General features: G+C 36.3%; 14 protein-coding genes and 1 tRNA gene. 3 read left to right on the top strand and 12 right to left on the bottom strand.

Annotated elements, in window-relative coordinates; translation table 11 throughout:
* Positions 1 to 70: 70 nt before the first annotated feature.
* The 12 genes from VL047_RS03930 to VL047_RS03875 all read right to left on the bottom strand — a co-directional run bounded on the left by VL047_RS03930 (position 71) and on the right by VL047_RS03875 (position 10207).
* Positions 71 to 1639, bottom strand: a complete 1569-nt coding sequence (locus VL047_RS03930) for an FMN-binding glutamate synthase family protein (RefSeq protein ID WP_325358734.1) — start codon at positions 1637 to 1639, stop codon at positions 71 to 73.
* A 16-nt stretch (positions 1640 to 1655) separates the two neighbouring features.
* Positions 1656 to 3320, bottom strand: coding sequence for an alkaline phosphatase PafA (pafA, locus tag VL047_RS03925; RefSeq protein ID WP_325358732.1), 1665 nt, complete (start codon positions 3318 to 3320; stop codon positions 1656 to 1658).
* Positions 3321 to 3372: 52 nt separating this feature from the next.
* Positions 3373 to 3738, bottom strand: coding sequence for a DUF2200 domain-containing protein (locus VL047_RS03920; protein ID WP_325358730.1), 366 nt, complete (start codon positions 3736 to 3738; stop codon positions 3373 to 3375).
* Positions 3739 to 3813: 75 nt separating this feature from the next.
* A complete protein-coding gene (locus VL047_RS03915) occupies positions 3814 to 4281 on the bottom strand; it encodes a DUF1569 domain-containing protein (RefSeq protein WP_325358728.1) in 468 nt (155 codons plus the stop codon).
* A gap of 48 nt (positions 4282 to 4329) precedes the next feature.
* Entirely contained in the window at positions 4330 to 4632 is a 303-nt protein-coding gene (locus VL047_RS03910; RefSeq protein ID WP_325358726.1) for a hypothetical protein, read from the bottom strand.
* 2 nt (positions 4633 to 4634) lie between these two features.
* Positions 4635 to 4994, bottom strand: coding sequence for a helix-turn-helix domain-containing protein (locus VL047_RS03905; RefSeq protein ID WP_325358724.1), 360 nt, complete (start codon positions 4992 to 4994; stop codon positions 4635 to 4637).
* A gap of 173 nt (positions 4995 to 5167) precedes the next feature.
* Positions 5168 to 6487, bottom strand: coding sequence for a serine hydrolase domain-containing protein (locus tag VL047_RS03900; protein ID WP_325358722.1), 1320 nt, complete (start codon positions 6485 to 6487; stop codon positions 5168 to 5170).
* A 52-nt stretch (positions 6488 to 6539) separates the two neighbouring features.
* Entirely contained in the window at positions 6540 to 6923 is a 384-nt protein-coding gene (locus tag VL047_RS03895; RefSeq protein WP_325358720.1) for a DUF2752 domain-containing protein, read from the bottom strand.
* 36 nt (positions 6924 to 6959) lie between these two features.
* Complete coding sequence (locus VL047_RS03890; RefSeq protein ID WP_325358718.1) at positions 6960 to 7298, bottom strand: TM2 domain-containing protein; 339 nt, start codon at positions 7296 to 7298, stop codon at positions 6960 to 6962.
* A gap of 131 nt (positions 7299 to 7429) precedes the next feature.
* Positions 7430 to 7502 (bottom strand) — tRNA-Phe (locus VL047_RS03885).
* A 342-nt stretch (positions 7503 to 7844) separates the two neighbouring features.
* Positions 7845 to 9617: a glycoside hydrolase family 9 protein gene (locus VL047_RS03880; RefSeq protein ID WP_325358716.1), complete on the bottom strand. Its 1773-nt coding sequence runs from the start codon at positions 9615 to 9617 to the stop codon at positions 7845 to 7847.
* 95 nt (positions 9618 to 9712) lie between these two features.
* Complete coding sequence (locus VL047_RS03875) at positions 9713 to 10207, bottom strand: SRPBCC domain-containing protein (RefSeq protein ID WP_325358714.1); 495 nt, start codon at positions 10205 to 10207, stop codon at positions 9713 to 9715.
* Between the two features lie 130 nt (positions 10208 to 10337).
* On the opposite strand from VL047_RS03875, the gene VL047_RS03870 reads away from it, so the two are divergent.
* The 3 genes from VL047_RS03870 to VL047_RS03860 all read left to right on the top strand — a co-directional run bounded on the left by VL047_RS03870 (position 10338) and on the right by VL047_RS03860 (position 14947).
* The gene (locus VL047_RS03870) at positions 10338 to 11321 is read left to right on the top strand and encodes a GlxA family transcriptional regulator (RefSeq protein ID WP_325358712.1); all 984 of its coding nucleotides are present in this window, start codon (positions 10338 to 10340) and stop codon (positions 11319 to 11321) included.
* Between the two features lie 163 nt (positions 11322 to 11484).
* Positions 11485 to 13221, top strand: coding sequence for an ABC transporter ATP-binding protein (locus VL047_RS03865; RefSeq protein WP_325358710.1), 1737 nt, complete (start codon positions 11485 to 11487; stop codon positions 13219 to 13221).
* Positions 13211 to 14947, top strand: a complete 1737-nt coding sequence (locus tag VL047_RS03860; protein ID WP_325358708.1) for an ABC transporter ATP-binding protein — start codon at positions 13211 to 13213, stop codon at positions 14945 to 14947. Before VL047_RS03865 ends, VL047_RS03860 begins: the two co-directional genes overlap by 11 nt.
* Positions 14948 to 14974 lie beyond the last annotated feature (27 nt).

Genomic DNA, 14974 nt, shown 5'->3' with positions numbered 1-14974 from the left:
ATTAAATCGATGAATCAGTCAAATTTAATTAATAAATCTGACACTTAATGTGCTGTTGCAGGTGTTAACATTAATTATTTACTTGTTCGTCAGGACGGTCGCCCACACGTTTAAATGTTGATTTATCAGTTCTTATTTTTGTGAAGTCATCCAGATAATTGGGGAAGTAAAGATCCGATAAATGCATAAATTCATCACCCCGCATAAAAATATCCATACTAATATCATCAAAACTTTTCTTTCCACAAGCAGCCAGTAACTCCATCGAAGCAAGCAGTGTATTCAGGTGGAAATAATAAACTCGATCTTTCTTATCAGATACTGCCAGCCCCTTTACTAGCATTTTATCTTGCGTTGCAACACCCGTTGGACATTCGTTCGTATTACATCTCAAAGCCTGTATACAACCCAAAGAAAACATAAATCCGCGCGCACTATTACATACATCTGCTCCCAAAGAAAGAATTTTTAAGAAAGAAGCTGCTGATAGAACTTTTCCACTGCTAATGATCCTCAACTTATCCCTAATTCCAAATTTTTCTAAAGACTGATGAACAAAAATCAATGCCGGTTCTAAAGGAATACCTACCGCATCTGCAAATTCTAATGGAGAAGCTCCTGTACCACCTTCTGCCCCATCAACAGTTATAAAATCCGGATAAATATTTAACTCGTTCATGGTCTCACAAAGCTCAATAAACTCATCCGTTCTTCCTATACATAGTTTAAAACCCACCGGTTTTCCATCAGATAATTCACGCAATGTTCCAATAAACTGAATAAGCTCTTTTGCATTTGAGAAAGCAGTATGATGCTGCGGAGAAAGCACTAAAGTATAAGGTATAAGTCCTCGAATCCTGGCTACCTCTTCTGTGTTCTTAACAGCGGGCAAAATTCCTCCATGACCGGGCTTTGCACCCTGTGATAATTTCAACTCTATCATCTTAACCTCTTTGCGTCGCGCTTTCTCTCGAAAACTTTCCGGATCAAAATTACCTTGCTCTGTCCGACACCCAAAATAACCGGTTCCAATCTGCCATACCAAGTCACCACCTTGCATATGATGGTCTGAAATGCCACCCTCCCCTGTATTATGATAAAAATTTCCTCGTAAAGCTCCTTTATTCAGTGCCATAATAGCATTTGAGCTTAAAGACCCATAGCTCATGGCAGAAATATTTAAGCGCGAAGCACTATAAGGCTGTTTGCAATCCTTTCCACCAATAATTATGCGCGGTAGCTCTTCAACAATAGGTACCGGATAAATTGAATGGCGCAAGCCTTCATAATCGCGGTTATTAATTTCAAGCTGAGTACCAAAAGGCGATGTAGCTTCTAAATTTTTTGAACGCTGGTAGGCGATAGATCGTAAATTACGGGAGAATGGCTTTCCATCCGTATTTCTTTCTATAAAATACTGTTGGATCTCTGGAGAAATAAATTCGAAGAAATACCTCAAATAACCTATAACCGGAAAATTCTTTAAGATAGCATGTTTATTCTGAATCAGGTTATAAATACCTAATCCTAATATAGCTAGAGCCAAAATGGTCAACCATATTAAACCAGGATAAAATCCGGTAAGAATTAACAACAAAACTACAATCGGAACTAGGGTATAAAGAAAGAGGTTTCTCATAACATTTGATGTTTTACTATTTTATTGCTTCCATGATAGGGACTCCAATAGAACCATTTGGCTGCTGAATTTTCAAAATAGCAGCTAGTGTTGCCGCAACATCTGTCATACCTGTAGGTCTGCTGGTTTTTCCGGGCTTAACCCCCCATCCCATAAATATCAAAGGAATATGAGCATCATATGGATTCCAGGCAGCATGCGAAGTACCGGTTGGATTTGCCGAACCGCTACTATACCAAGCTGGATTTAAAATAACCTGAATATCACCACTCCGGTCGTAATTATATCCATTAATTATCCGCTCACGAATAACCTTAGGAACCGAAGCTGTTTGAGCTTTATCCATATCCACAACATAAGTTACCCCTTCCTGTTTTCTCAAAAAATCAATAGCTACCGATTTTATAGCTTCTTTATCCAGACCTTTCTCCTCAATCACTTTATAATTAAGATGACCTTGGTAATTTAGCAAACTTATAACCAGCTTGTCTTCTCCAAACTTAGCCTGCAACACCTTATTCAATTCTGTTAAGATTTTACCTGTACCCCAAGCTCCGGCAGGAATATTATGATCTTTTAAAAAGTTCACATTATGAGCACCTCCATGATCTGCAGATAAAAACACGGTATATTCACCCGCACCAACCTTCTCATCCAGGTACTTAAAGAATTCAGCTAATTCGTTATCCAAGCGTAAATAAGTATCCTCAACTTCTATTGCATTTGGCCCAAACTGATGCCCTATATAATCAGTAGATGAAAGACTTAAAGCCAGAAAATCAGTTACTACATTCTGACCTAATTTTTCATTCTCAACCGCAGCCTTTGCCATATCAAAGCTGATTGTATTTCCATAAGGCGAAGTCCTAATTGCTCCTGCTCCACTTTTCTTATAAAGCTCTGCAGTATTAACTGGAAAAACAGGCTTTTCTGATACACTAAATTTACCTTCATATCTATTATCATCAGCAGCACTTTGCACATAGCTAGCGATAGGATATAAAGTTTCCCAACCCTGGTTCAAATACTTCTCTACTAATTTTTGTTGATTAAAACCCTCAACCCATGCTGGTAACTTATCCATATAATAGGTCGATGTAATGAAATTACCGGTTTCTCCATCAAACCAGTACGCAGCATCTGCTGCATGCCCTGCAGGCAAAATACTTCCCCTATCTTTAATAGCTACACCAATTACTTTCGATCTGAAGTTAGTAGCTAACTTTAACTCATCCGTTATTGTACTTGCTAGCAAATTCCTTGGCGACATCTTTCCAGCATCAGAAGTACTTCCAACAGTGCTAACCGTACTATCTTCCGTGCAATACATCGTTTCACCAGTTGCGTTTATAATAAAATCATTCCCAGCTATTCCGTGTATAGAAGGCACCGAACCTGTATAAATTGTAGTATGTCCAATGGCTGTTACAGTTGGTACATAGTCGATATTGGTATTGTCAGCACTAAAGCCCTCATTAATCATTCTCTTAAAACCGTCATTACCATACCGATCATAATAACGATATAAATAATCCCATCGCATTTGATCTACTACAATCCCTACCACTAACTTTGGTCGAGGTAGTTTTTCACTTTTCTGCGCAAACGAAGTTGAACTAATTAAAATCAATGCAATTATTGCAATTGCTATGAAATTATAAGGTTTATGCTTTCTCATCATATTTTTAGGTATTTTCAAAAACTAAGCTACGAAATAACGATTAAACTTCAACCTATGAGCCCCGCAATATCTTCTCCATCTTCTTTCCCTTTGCTAACTCATCCACCAACTTATCTAAATACCTGACTTGCTGCGTTAAAGTATTATCGATTTCTTCTACACGATAACCACAGATTACACCAGTGATAAGATGCGCATTTGGATTTAGTGAAACTTGCTCGAAAAATGTTTCGAAAGTTATATTATTTTTAATAAGCTCTTGAACTTTCTTACTATCAAAACCTGTCAACCACTCTATAACTTGATCTAATTCTTCTTTTGTTCTACCCTTCTTCTCTACTTTCGCCAGATAAAGTGGGTAGACCGAAGCAAAAGTCATTTTTGCAAAACGCTGATTATGTATATCAGTAGTTTTCATAGCTTTTGTTATACTACACGTTAGAAATTTGATTGCTTGCTCTATCTTTTCTTTTCCGCCGTCGTTATCAGCTCGTTATACACCAAATTGTCTCAAATGATGGTCAGAATGTTTGAATACTAAAATACCAATCTGCGCTCTAGTCATTTTTCCAAAAAAATCGTGTATAAAATCTGGGTTATCATAGTTTTCGTATGCCTTCATTAACGAAATCCATTTCAGTTTCTCCACTTCCAGGTCCCCATCCATTTCTCTCACTTTAAATTGAGAAGAAGTAGGAATATTTTTGTCAAATGGGTTTTCATCTTTTATCATTTTTCTCAACCCTATTCCCCCGAATATTTTCCCCATAAAAGCTTGCTTATAGTTATGATTATCTTCCCCCAAAATCCAACCATTCCAATAGGTATTGTGTTTAACCATTTGAAAAACATTCATTTTACCCCACCGAGCATTGCTATTATCATTCAGTAAAGAAATTCTGTTAATTAGTTCTTCTCTAATCGTTTCGGTAAATATTGTTTTCGTAGGTTTATTCATCATTCAATGAATTAACTCCTTGTTCTTTTAGTTTAACTAATCCATCTTTCATTACAATTGCGTTCCTTGAATTAAAATTGATGCTTTTATAGATTGTTCTTTTAGATGCAAAAATTTCTTTCTTTCCTCATCTTGTTTAAAATTGTCAAAATCTTGTTGACTGTCAAATTCCACAAGATGAATCTCATACGGCTTATCAATATGACTTTCTATAAAATTATCTTCTGTTAGCCTGGCTCTGAATAAAAGCCTTCCATTATATTTTGCAATTATTGGCATAGCAACACTTTCAAATTCGTCAAAAACTTGCTCTTGCCCTTCAATAATATATATAAGCTGTGTAATGGTTATCATAACTATATGGTTTGACTTACTAAATTTTCTTTCTCAATCTGTTTATCTCCCCATTCTTTAAGATAACTGATAAATGGAATAAGTTCCTCTCCTATTTCAGTCAATGTATATTCCACTTTAGGCGGCACTTCATGATATACCTTTCTGCTGATTAAACTATCGGCCTCCAATTCTCTTAACGTTTGTGTCAACATCTTGGTGGTAATATCCGGTAAAGTCCTACCTAATTCTCCATAACGCAAAACCCTCTGTTCATGTAAATACCACAAAATTCGGCCTTTATATTTTCCTCCGATACGTTTAAACGCATAATCAACCGAGCAGGTTGTAATAACGGGACAATCTTTTACTTTATTTTTCATAGTAAAGTACTGATAATCAACTATACATTCTTTTAATCAACTAACATACAAATTTGCACATACTTGACACTAAGGTACATATAATTTTCAGTTCCCGGTGGATTATTGCAAGTTCACTTCCTATTTACAAATGAAGTCTATAAAAGGCGAGATTTGTTTAAACAACATTTTCACTAATCTTTCTTAAACAGAAACTGCCCTCCTCCTTGTTTCAGGATCATTGTTTTTTCAGTCGGATTAAATTCTAATGATATTCCTCCCTGGGTAAACTTAAACTTATCCTTTTCAGTTGCTTCAAGGGGAAATGAAGCTTGCCCTGTTGCTTGTGCTATAAGAGTTATATTCTCTTTCGTTATAGTTATTTTTAATGGGATCTGAGTCGATGAATAAACTCCTAGATACTGATTTAACTCTTCTAAACGCACTTCGTACATCTTAAAATCAGGAATATCATAAGGCTTATTATAGACAGTACTTAAAACAGCTATAGAGATATCATTAATATTAAAATTTGTTCCATTAGAGGTCAATGCGTATGAGATATCACCATCAGAAAAGTAACTAAATATTGATGAAAAGCCATCAATCCCTCCATTATGCCCATATCCGATCTTATCATAAAATGGAATTTGGAAAAGTCCGATTCCGAAATTGTCTTTAATTGTTTTCATAAGTTCAAGACTCTCTTTATTCAAAAGCTTACCATTAAAAAGCGCATCACTAAATTTCACTAAATCGCTTGGTGTCGAAACAATTCCACCTGCACCCAGTGGTATAGAGATGTCAGTTTCTTTCTCTACCTTCCAATTATCAGCATAACTATAAGATTTAGTTTCATTGTTTTTTACATTAATTTTAGTCCCTAAATACGTATTAGTCAAACCAACAGGCCTAGCAATATATTCTATTAAAAGTTCAGCGTACGATTTCTTAAAAGTCTTTTCAAGAATATAAGTCAATAGCACAAAGTTTGAATTACTATATTCAGCTTTGCTTCCAGGTTCAAAATCACTTTCATTTTTTGCTATAATCTCAACCATTTCCTTTTCCGACTTGGCTTGTGTATTCCAGGTCAGATAGTCTTCTTCATTCGTAAAATTATGTATTCCACTTCTATGGCTCAGCAAATCTTTTATAGTTATTTTACCGGCATTTGGAATTGAAGGAAAAAACGTTACAATAGTTTGATTTATGTCTAATTTCTTTTCTTCAATTGCTTTCAATACCAATACAGAAGTAAACGTCTTAGAAATAGAACCAATCCTATATTTCGAATTTTCATTCGCCTTAACATTATTCTCAACGTCAGAAAACCCCACAGATCTGGCATAAACTATCCTGTCCTTTTGAGAAACTGCTACACTTCCCATAAACTTATTATTTGCTTCTAGAGCGTCAAAATAGTTATCCAGTTTAGCTTTATCAAAATCCTGAGCAATAGCAGATTGAATTATAAATCCGATTAATATTGCAGCTAAAAATATTCTTTTCATTCTATTTATAAGGTTATTCGTCGTTCAATGATGCAACTCCTTGCACGCATAATCATAGCCCTTTCATAATATTCCAAACCCAATTACTCATTACTAACAATACGAGCGGTACTGCATAATAAGGGCTCTTTAAATAAGATTCTACTCTCCGATAAAAATCAAACAAAGTACTGCTTTTTGCTACTACATCCAGCACAATCCAAATTGGAGCTACAAGCATAATAATTGCAACGATAAAGCCTAAGGGATTTATTTTGAGAGCTTCGGCAATATTACCTTCTGTTAATAAGATAATTGCCCGGGTTACACCACAAGAAGGACAAGGTATGCCTGTAAGATACTTTATTAAGCAAACTTCAACTGATTTGTGTCCCGTCAAATAGTGCGCTTTGCTGAAATAAAGCCAGCCATATCCACCTATACATGCTAAAAACATGGTTGAATATAGCTTATCCCTATATTGCAAGATCATTTAAAACAAAAGCTGTTGAATTGTATCCATATTCTTTTCCCTTGTGGCCTTTTGAATCAAAAACCAATCAATAACCGTCCAAATCCCCAATCCGCCACAGGTTACAAGTTTTCCAATTCCAAGTCCAGTATCGCCAATCAAAAACCGATCAACACCAAGTGTACCAACTAAAATGGAAACAATTAAACTTATGGTTGGATCTTTCAACTGAACGCTTGAAATCAGTACCCATTTTGAGTCATCAAGAGCCAGCAACCTGTCTCTTATTAAACCGAGTTGGCGACTCTCGAAAAACTTCGCATTTGTCATGATAAACATGTCGACTTTTTGTGGATTCATTCTGTTTTTAGGTTTATATTTATGTAAATATAATAAAATATTGCCCTATAGATATGTATGAATCAAAGACTTTGAATTTTAACCTCTTTAAATCAAAAAACCCCTCTATATTGCTATAAAGGGGCTTCGAGTGGTGCCAGCTGGAATCGAACCAGCGACACAAGGATTTTCAGTCCTTTGCTCTACCAACTGAGCTATGGCACCCTAAACAAAGACTAATTTTCTCCGTTTGAGGAATGCAAATGTAGCTTCTTTTTTCATTTTTGAAAAGTTTTTTCAAAGAAATCTTGAATTAATCTCATTTTGATGAGTTTCTTATTGACAATGAGTAATTTAATTTTCACTAACTCATCTTGTCTTGACCATACCATCCTCTACCCTTGCTTTACATACTAGTATTGTTAAAGAGTTATTACTCCGTTATATCAGCGCTTTTTTGCATGTTTTAGCGTAGATACAGCTAAATAAGCCTACGAGAAGGAATCAATCATTTAAAACAAGCCCTATCTAAGTACTGAAGCTAGTGACAATGAAATCCGTTACTTTCTAATAAAACTCATCTTGCATAGCTTCCAATGCAACTGAAAGATAAACTATCGGAGCATTCCAGTTAATAGCAATTTCATTGGTTGCGTACGACTCTGAAACATCCACATAGGCTTCGTTTGGAACAGAGCTTGGTAAAGCTACACCATCTTGTTTTCCAGGATTTGGTCCCCCAACCAGCAAACCAGGTATCGGATCTCCGATACCATCTGCAACAGAAGGGCGATGATGTGGAAACATCGGTGTTTTAGATCCATGTCCGGTAACAAAAGAATACCCGGTAGCATTACGACCCAATAAGTAATCGAGGTTTGCGAGGGCATATCTCAGATACTCTTTATACCCAGTTAAACGATAGGCTTGTATCAATGCAATTCCTTGATTTGCTGCATTTGAATTACTTCCCCACTTAAAGTCACGACTAGTCTTACCCATAACTGTTTGATAAGCACTTCCATTAATACCTGTTATATAAGAATCAGCCATATTTATAATACGATTCTTAACAATAGTAAAGGCTTCAGGAGCAATGCTATCTAGCAATTTTTCATTTTTAGCAAGGCTATAATAGCCTAATACACGGACATTTGACCAGGTTGGTAACGGCATCGAATTATCTGGAAATAAATTGAGCGCTTTTAAATATTGTCCGTCGCCGCTTGTAACGGAAAGTTCAGAGGCTGCCCAGATGAATTCGTCAGCAAAGTTTCTATCACCATATGCACCAGTGGTTACCTTAGGTTCATACTTAGTATTCATCTCATTCTGGTTATAGGCAACATTAGGATTCTTCTGTGCCCAATTCCAGGCGGCAAGCGACGCCTGGTAGCAAGAATCTGCTAGTCCGGGAAACTCATTCTTATATTCTTTAAAAATACGGCTAGCCTGAGCTAATACCGCAGCAAAATCAAGCGTAGCTGCTGTTCCTTTTTGAACAGCATAGCGTGGTTTCTGTGTTACTTCGGGCATGACCATTCCATCAAAAGAAGCATTGGTAAGTTTATGATATACTCCTCCATCTGCAGGATCTTGCATGCTTAACATCCAGCGAACATTCCATAGAATCTCGTCTAATAAATCAGGTGCTTTATTTGTACTTTCCGGAATGGATAAATTTAATTCCTTTACATAGGCAGGAAAATCTTCATAGGTGGAAAGTAAGGTAGCGGTAGTAATACCTGAATTTACAATGTATTTATTATAATCACCTGCGTCGTACCAACCTCTGGATGCATTAATGATTGTTCCTGCCGGACGAGCTGTTGATGCTGCCGAAGGGTGGATTAACACTTTATCATCCGCATGGCCGGCTGCTCGATGCCATTTGCCTGCAAACTCTTCAGGCAAAGCGGTAGATGCACGCTGAAAGTAAAAGGCTTTTATTGTAGCCTTCGCCAAATCATTATTAATCGAGTCTTTAATGGAGAAGGGGTATGAATATCCCAATCCATCTACATAAATCACATAATCTCCAGGAGTTTTAAAAAATGATAAATCAGCTAAAAAGGTTTTATTACCATTTAAAGCAGTATCTGCTGATTGTTTTAACTTAAACGCGGTTAATACAGTTTTACTTCTATCGCTCGTTAGCAGGCTATAGGCAGAAACATTCGGTGCTGAAATCACAGCAAATTTAGGTGCATTGGGATAAAAGCCTAATTGATTCAAGCGTATATTCTCCGATATTTGGTCGTTCCTATCTTGCGAATAGACCAACAAGTTTATTAAAAGGAAAGAGAAAATGAAAAAAACTCGTTGGGTAAAGCATTTCATAATAGGAACATCTTTTAAAAATAAGATTTATATTGATAATCAGTTCCTTCAAATATAGGAAAATTGCTGCTCGAAATGAGCAGCAATTTATTTGCTTAATCTATTTTCCATTTTTTTAGATTCTCTGAATTAATGCTATTTACTCCTTCTTTCGGATTAGGCTGCCCTTTGCCTGTAACGATCAGATCTTTCAGACTGTTTTGTATAAATCCGGTCCAAGCATCATGGCAAACATTATAGCATTCATATTCAGGAACTAACCCGATGTGTGTAAAGACGATCTGGGTTTTGTTGTCTTGCTTCGCTATCTCAAAAACTATTTTGGTTCCAATCCATTCACTTTTATCTTGAACAAAATTAAAATCATTGTCTTCAACAAACCAAACAACTTTTTGATCGGGAATCATCTCAGCTATTCTAATTTCGCAACGATGGATATCCTTAAAGTGATAATTAAATACTTCGCCTAATTTATCCGTACGACCTTCAATGTCTTCGCTCCACCAGCCTCGGACATTATTAATGGCATTAAATACTTCTTTTGGTGATTGATTCACTAAGACTGTAGTAGTGAAATTTTGATTATCCATGACTTTATCTGTTTAATTAGTAAAATTTATAAACAAATGTACTGTCCAGAAGCTAGACTCATAAGGTGCTAAACAGACCTTATGATGGGTTGATTTGGACACCATATATTTCTATCTTTATTAAAAAAAAATGAAGCATCTAACAATAATTGTCCCTAATGGACAAAACAATTTGAGTAGCATTGTAGGATCATACAAAATATTTACAAGAGCTAACGATCATTGGAAAGAAAAGAACGGAACTGAATTATTTACTATCCAGCTAGCCGGCATTTCCAAAGAGGTAGATTTCTATGGTGGTTTATTTACCGTAAAACCAGAAAAAGATATTTCTACAATAACTAAGACCAATCTTATCATCATTCCTTCTTTAAACCACAATTATGAAAGGGCAGTAAAAGAAAACCGTCCTTTGATTGATTGGCTGGAGAAGCAATATAAGAACGGATCTGATATTGCAAGTATATGTACTGGTGCGTTTATGCTTGCATCTTCAGGCATATTGAATGGAAAAAGTTGCTCTACACATTGGGCGGCTGCGAATACTTTTAGGACAATGTTTCCAAAAGTTAACTTACAAGCTGATCGCTTGATTACTGATGAGCAGGGAATCTATACAAACGGAGGTGCCTACTCTTTCCTAAATCTGATCATTTATCTGATAGAAAAATATTACGACAGGCAAACAGCTATTTATTGTTCCAAAGTATTCCAGATAGAAATGGATAGGAATAATCAATCGGAATTTACAATATTCACAGGTCAGAAATCACACGGAGATGAAATCGTAAAAGAGGCACAAGAATACATTGAAAATAAATTGGACGAAAGAATATCCATCGAGAATTTATGCGCTACTCTCTCTATAGGCAGACGAACTTTTGACAGAAGATTCATTAAAGCAACTGGAAATACCCCTATCGAGTATTCTCAAAGAGTTAAAATTGAAGCTGCAAAAAGAGCGTTTGAAGCTACGCGTAAAACCATTAATGAGGTAATGTATGGTGTAGGCTATTCTGATGTTAAGGCATTTCGTGAAGTATTTAGAAAAATCACCGGGATGTCGCCTCTTGCATATAGAAGCAAGTACAATAAAGAAGCAGATTTACAATAAGGGAATGAATAGTATCCATTCGTTTTGCGCAACCGGAATATATTTTGAGTAAAAAATAAATTGCATTAACCTTAAAAAAGCAAACATGCGTTTATATTTGTAATCCTATTTGTAACAAAAATAGCAGAAAGAAAGTCTGAAAGAGAGCATCCGAACTAATAAGATGGAGCAAGAAAGAAGTAAGAAAAAAGGTAATTCAAGTATGTTTAAGCTATTAAAGCCTTATTCAGGAATGATCTTTCTGCTGATATTGCTTTCTTTACTTAGCAATGTGCTTAATTTATGGATACCTAAAATTATCGGTGATGGCATAGATGATTATGAAAACGGGACCTTTGTATTCCAATCCTTAATTATACAGTTCTCAATTATTATCATCATTGTATTTATCCTCACTTATTTACAAAGCATTATTCAAACCTATGCCTCTGAACGGGTAGCGCGAGATTTACGAGCCAGGCTTTCTGATCGGATATCTGAACAAAGCTTTGCTTTTATCGAAACAGCAAATCCATCAAAACTGTTAACTAATCTGACTGCCGATGTAGATTCAATTAAAACATTTGTTTCTCAGGCTATTGTATCACTCGCATCATCCTTGTTTATTATTGTTGGAGCAAGTATTTTATTGCTTTCCATCGACTGGAAACTCGCTTTGGTTGTTCTCGCCATCATCCCCATTCTTGGAATTACTTTCTATTTGGTTCTCGGAAAGGTAAGGACATTATTTATTCAAAGCAGGGCAGTGATCGACTGGCTTAACAAAGTTATCAGTGAAAGTATCTTGGGTTCAGCAATTATTCGGGTAATTAACTCTCAACAGCTAGAGTATGATAAGTTTCTGGAAGCAAATACAAAGGCTAAAGATTTCGGGTTGGCAATTCTTCGTCTCTTCGCCGGACTGATTCCTTTAATTATTTTCACAGCTAACCTGGCAGGACTGGCTATTCTATTGCTTGGAGGTAAATTTGTAATTAATGGCGATATGAGTTTAGGAGATTTTGCTGCTTTTAACAGCTACCTGGCTCTTTTGATTTTTCCGATACTCGTTATCGGTTTTATGAGCAACGTAATAGCACAAGCTAGTGCTTCGTATGAACGTATTAGTAATATTATTGAAGCTCAGCCCTTAGAAGAAAGCGGTACAATAACCAGCACTTTAAAGGGTAAGATTGAGTTGAATGCTATTAATGTAAGCTACGGCCAGAAACCTGCATTGAAGAATGTTTCGTTCTCCATTAAACCGGGATCTAAAACTGCAGTTATAGGTCCGACTGCAGCAGGGAAATCTCAGTTGCTTTATCTGCTTACGGGATTAATACAACCGGATTCTGGAAGGGTCGAATTCGACGACCATCGTATAGACGAGTATAACTCCGAAGCTTTCCACAGTCAGGTTGGTTTCGTTTTTCAAGATAGCATTATCTTCAATATGAGCATTCGTGAAAACATCGCTTTTAGCGATCAGGTAACGGATGAGTCCTTAAAAAAGGCAATTGATACAGCTGAATTAAATAATTTTATCGACGCACTGCCTGATAAATTAAATACAATTGTTTCTGAACGTGGATCAAGCCTTTCAGGTGGTCAGAAACAAAGGATTATGCTGGCTCGTGCCTTAGCTGTAAATCCAAGAATATTATTGCTGGATGATTTTACGGCGCGGGTAGACAATCAGACTGAAAGCAAAATACTATCAAATATCCAAAGCAACTACCCGGATTTAACCTTGATATCGGTAACTCAGAAAATTTCATCCATAGAAAAATACGATCAGATTATCTTACTAATGGAAGGCGAAATAATTGCAACGGGTACGCATCAGGAGTTAATGACTACAAGCCCCGAATACGTACAGATTTCTAATTCACAAAAAAGCACCAGCAACTATGAATTATAATCTGAACGAACTTTTTGAACAAGAGAAAAAGAAATCGACTTATGCCGGGTTAAAAAGCCTCTTAAAATTAATAGCTCACGAAAAGAAGAATCTGATAATAGCCTTCTTCACCATCCTGACAGATGCCAGCCTTAACCTCTTTGCTCCTTTTATAATAGGTTATACCATTGATAAACACGTGGTAACAAAAGATTACCATGGAGTATTGGTGTTTTCAGGAGTTTTACTGGCTATGTACATCGGGGCCTTGTTTACCAAATACCTGCAAACCACACTAATGGGTAGCATCGGACAACGGTTATTATATACGCTGCGAAACGCTATATTCAACAAGCTTCAATTGTTACCGGTAGCTTTCTTTAATCAGAATAAAGCCGGCGATCTTATTTCACGTGTTAATAATGATACCGACAAGCTAAACCAGTTTTTCTCGCAATCGCTCATGCAGTTTATTAGCAGCATTGCGATGATGACAGGCGCAAGTATATTTTTACTATCAATCAATTTCAAGCTTGGGCTGGCAACACTTTTACCGGCAATATTGATATTAATTTTCACTCAACTTGTTTCTCCATGGGTAAAAAGAAAAAATGCGGCTACACTTAAAAGCATTGGGGGTATGAGTGCTGAAATACAGGAAAGTCTCAATAACTTTAAAGTTATCATTGCATTTAATCGCCGGGATTATTTCCGCAATCGGTTTAAAGAAAGCAATCAGGAGAACTACAGTGCAGCTGTTGGAGCCGGATTAGCCAATAATATTTTCCTGCCTGTTTATGGTTTATTCTCAAGTATTGCCCAATTAATTGTTTTGGCCTATGGAATTTATTTGATTTCTATTGGTGAATTTACAATCGGTTTATTGGTGAGTTACCTCTCTTATGCTGTCAATTTATACAATCCTTTAAGGCAGCTCGCTACGCTCTGGTCTACATTTCAAGTAGCAATGGCGGGCTGGGATCGGATATCTCAAATACTTTCTTTAGAAAGCAATTTGGTTATTTCTGAGAACAGCGTTCAAGAGTCCTCGAGCTCTTTGCTAGAATTTAGAAATGTTTCTTTTGCCTATCCAAATGGGAAGAAAATATTACATGATATCAACCTAAAATTAGAACGTGGTAAAACCTATGCATTGGTAGGTCCGACAGGTGGAGGTAAAACTACGACTGCATCACTGATGGCACGTTTATATGATCCTACAGAAGGAATTGTTCTGCTGGAAGGCAAAGATATTAGATCTTATAAACCAAAAGATCGCTCACAAAAGATTGGTTTCATTCTCCAAGAGCCTTTTCTATTTAGTGGAACCATACAAGATAATATTCTTTACGGAAACGAAACTTACTCGAATTATAACAGTGAACAGCTAACTGAATTAATCCGAACCTCCGGCTTAGGTGAATTACTAGCAATTTTTGAAAGCGGCCTTGAAACTAAAGTTCTTTCAAGTGGAGATAGCATCAGCTTGGGTCAAAGGCAGGTAATTGCATTTATGCGTGCTGTTTTAAGAAATCCAGAAATACTGATCCTGGATGAAGCAACAGCTAATATTGACACCGTAACAGAGCAATTACTGGAAAAAATTCTTAAAAAATTACCCGAAAGTACAACTCGCGTTATTATAGCCCACCGATTAAATACAATAGAAAATGCTGATGAAATATTCTTCATTAATTCTGGAGAAGTAACCCCTGCAGATCATTTGATGAAGCGGTTGATAGGTTAATGAGTGGAAAAAGAACGTTTAATTCAT

This window comes from Albibacterium sp., assembly GCF_035514885.1.
Lineage (GTDB): Bacteria > Bacteroidota > Bacteroidia > Sphingobacteriales > Sphingobacteriaceae > Albibacterium.
The sequence above is the reverse complement of the archived record's forward strand: the minus strand, read 5'-3'. Positions and strand labels throughout refer to the sequence as shown.

What these genes read in the sequence shown, in the direction of transcription:
- VL047_RS03930 (WP_325358734.1), bottom strand. Translation starts at nt 1,639, where the DNA reads ATGAGAAACCTCTTTCTTTATACCCTAGTTCCGATTGTAGTTTTGTTG.
- VL047_RS03865 (WP_325358710.1), top strand. Translation starts at nt 11,485, where the DNA reads ATGGAGCAAGAAAGAAGTAAGAAAAAAGGTAATTCAAGTATGTTTAAG.
- VL047_RS03860 (WP_325358708.1), top strand. Translation starts at nt 13,211, where the DNA reads ATGAATTATAATCTGAACGAACTTTTTGAACAAGAGAAAAAGAAATCG.
- VL047_RS03870 (WP_325358712.1), top strand. Translation starts at nt 10,338, where the DNA reads ATGAAGCATCTAACAATAATTGTCCCTAATGGACAAAACAATTTGAGT.
- VL047_RS03910 (WP_325358726.1), bottom strand. Translation starts at nt 4,632, where the DNA reads ATGATAACCATTACACAGCTTATATATATTATTGAAGGGCAAGAGCAA.
- VL047_RS03905 (WP_325358724.1), bottom strand. Translation starts at nt 4,994, where the DNA reads ATGAAAAATAAAGTAAAAGATTGTCCCGTTATTACAACCTGCTCGGTT.
- VL047_RS03875 (WP_325358714.1), bottom strand. Translation starts at nt 10,207, where the DNA reads ATGGATAATCAAAATTTCACTACTACAGTCTTAGTGAATCAATCACCA.
- pafA (WP_325358732.1), bottom strand. Translation starts at nt 3,320, where the DNA reads ATGATGAGAAAGCATAAACCTTATAATTTCATAGCAATTGCAATAATT.
- VL047_RS03880 (WP_325358716.1), bottom strand. Translation starts at nt 9,617, where the DNA reads ATGAAATGCTTTACCCAACGAGTTTTTTTCATTTTCTCTTTCCTTTTA.
- VL047_RS03915 (WP_325358728.1), bottom strand. Translation starts at nt 4,281, where the DNA reads ATGATGAATAAACCTACGAAAACAATATTTACCGAAACGATTAGAGAA.
- VL047_RS03895 (WP_325358720.1), bottom strand. Translation starts at nt 6,923, where the DNA reads ATGTTTTTAGCATGTATAGGTGGATATGGCTGGCTTTATTTCAGCAAA.
- VL047_RS03890 (WP_325358718.1), bottom strand. Translation starts at nt 7,298, where the DNA reads ATGAATCCACAAAAAGTCGACATGTTTATCATGACAAATGCGAAGTTT.
- VL047_RS03900 (WP_325358722.1), bottom strand. Translation starts at nt 6,487, where the DNA reads ATGAAAAGAATATTTTTAGCTGCAATATTAATCGGATTTATAATTCAA.
- VL047_RS03920 (WP_325358730.1), bottom strand. Translation starts at nt 3,738, where the DNA reads ATGAAAACTACTGATATACATAATCAGCGTTTTGCAAAAATGACTTTT.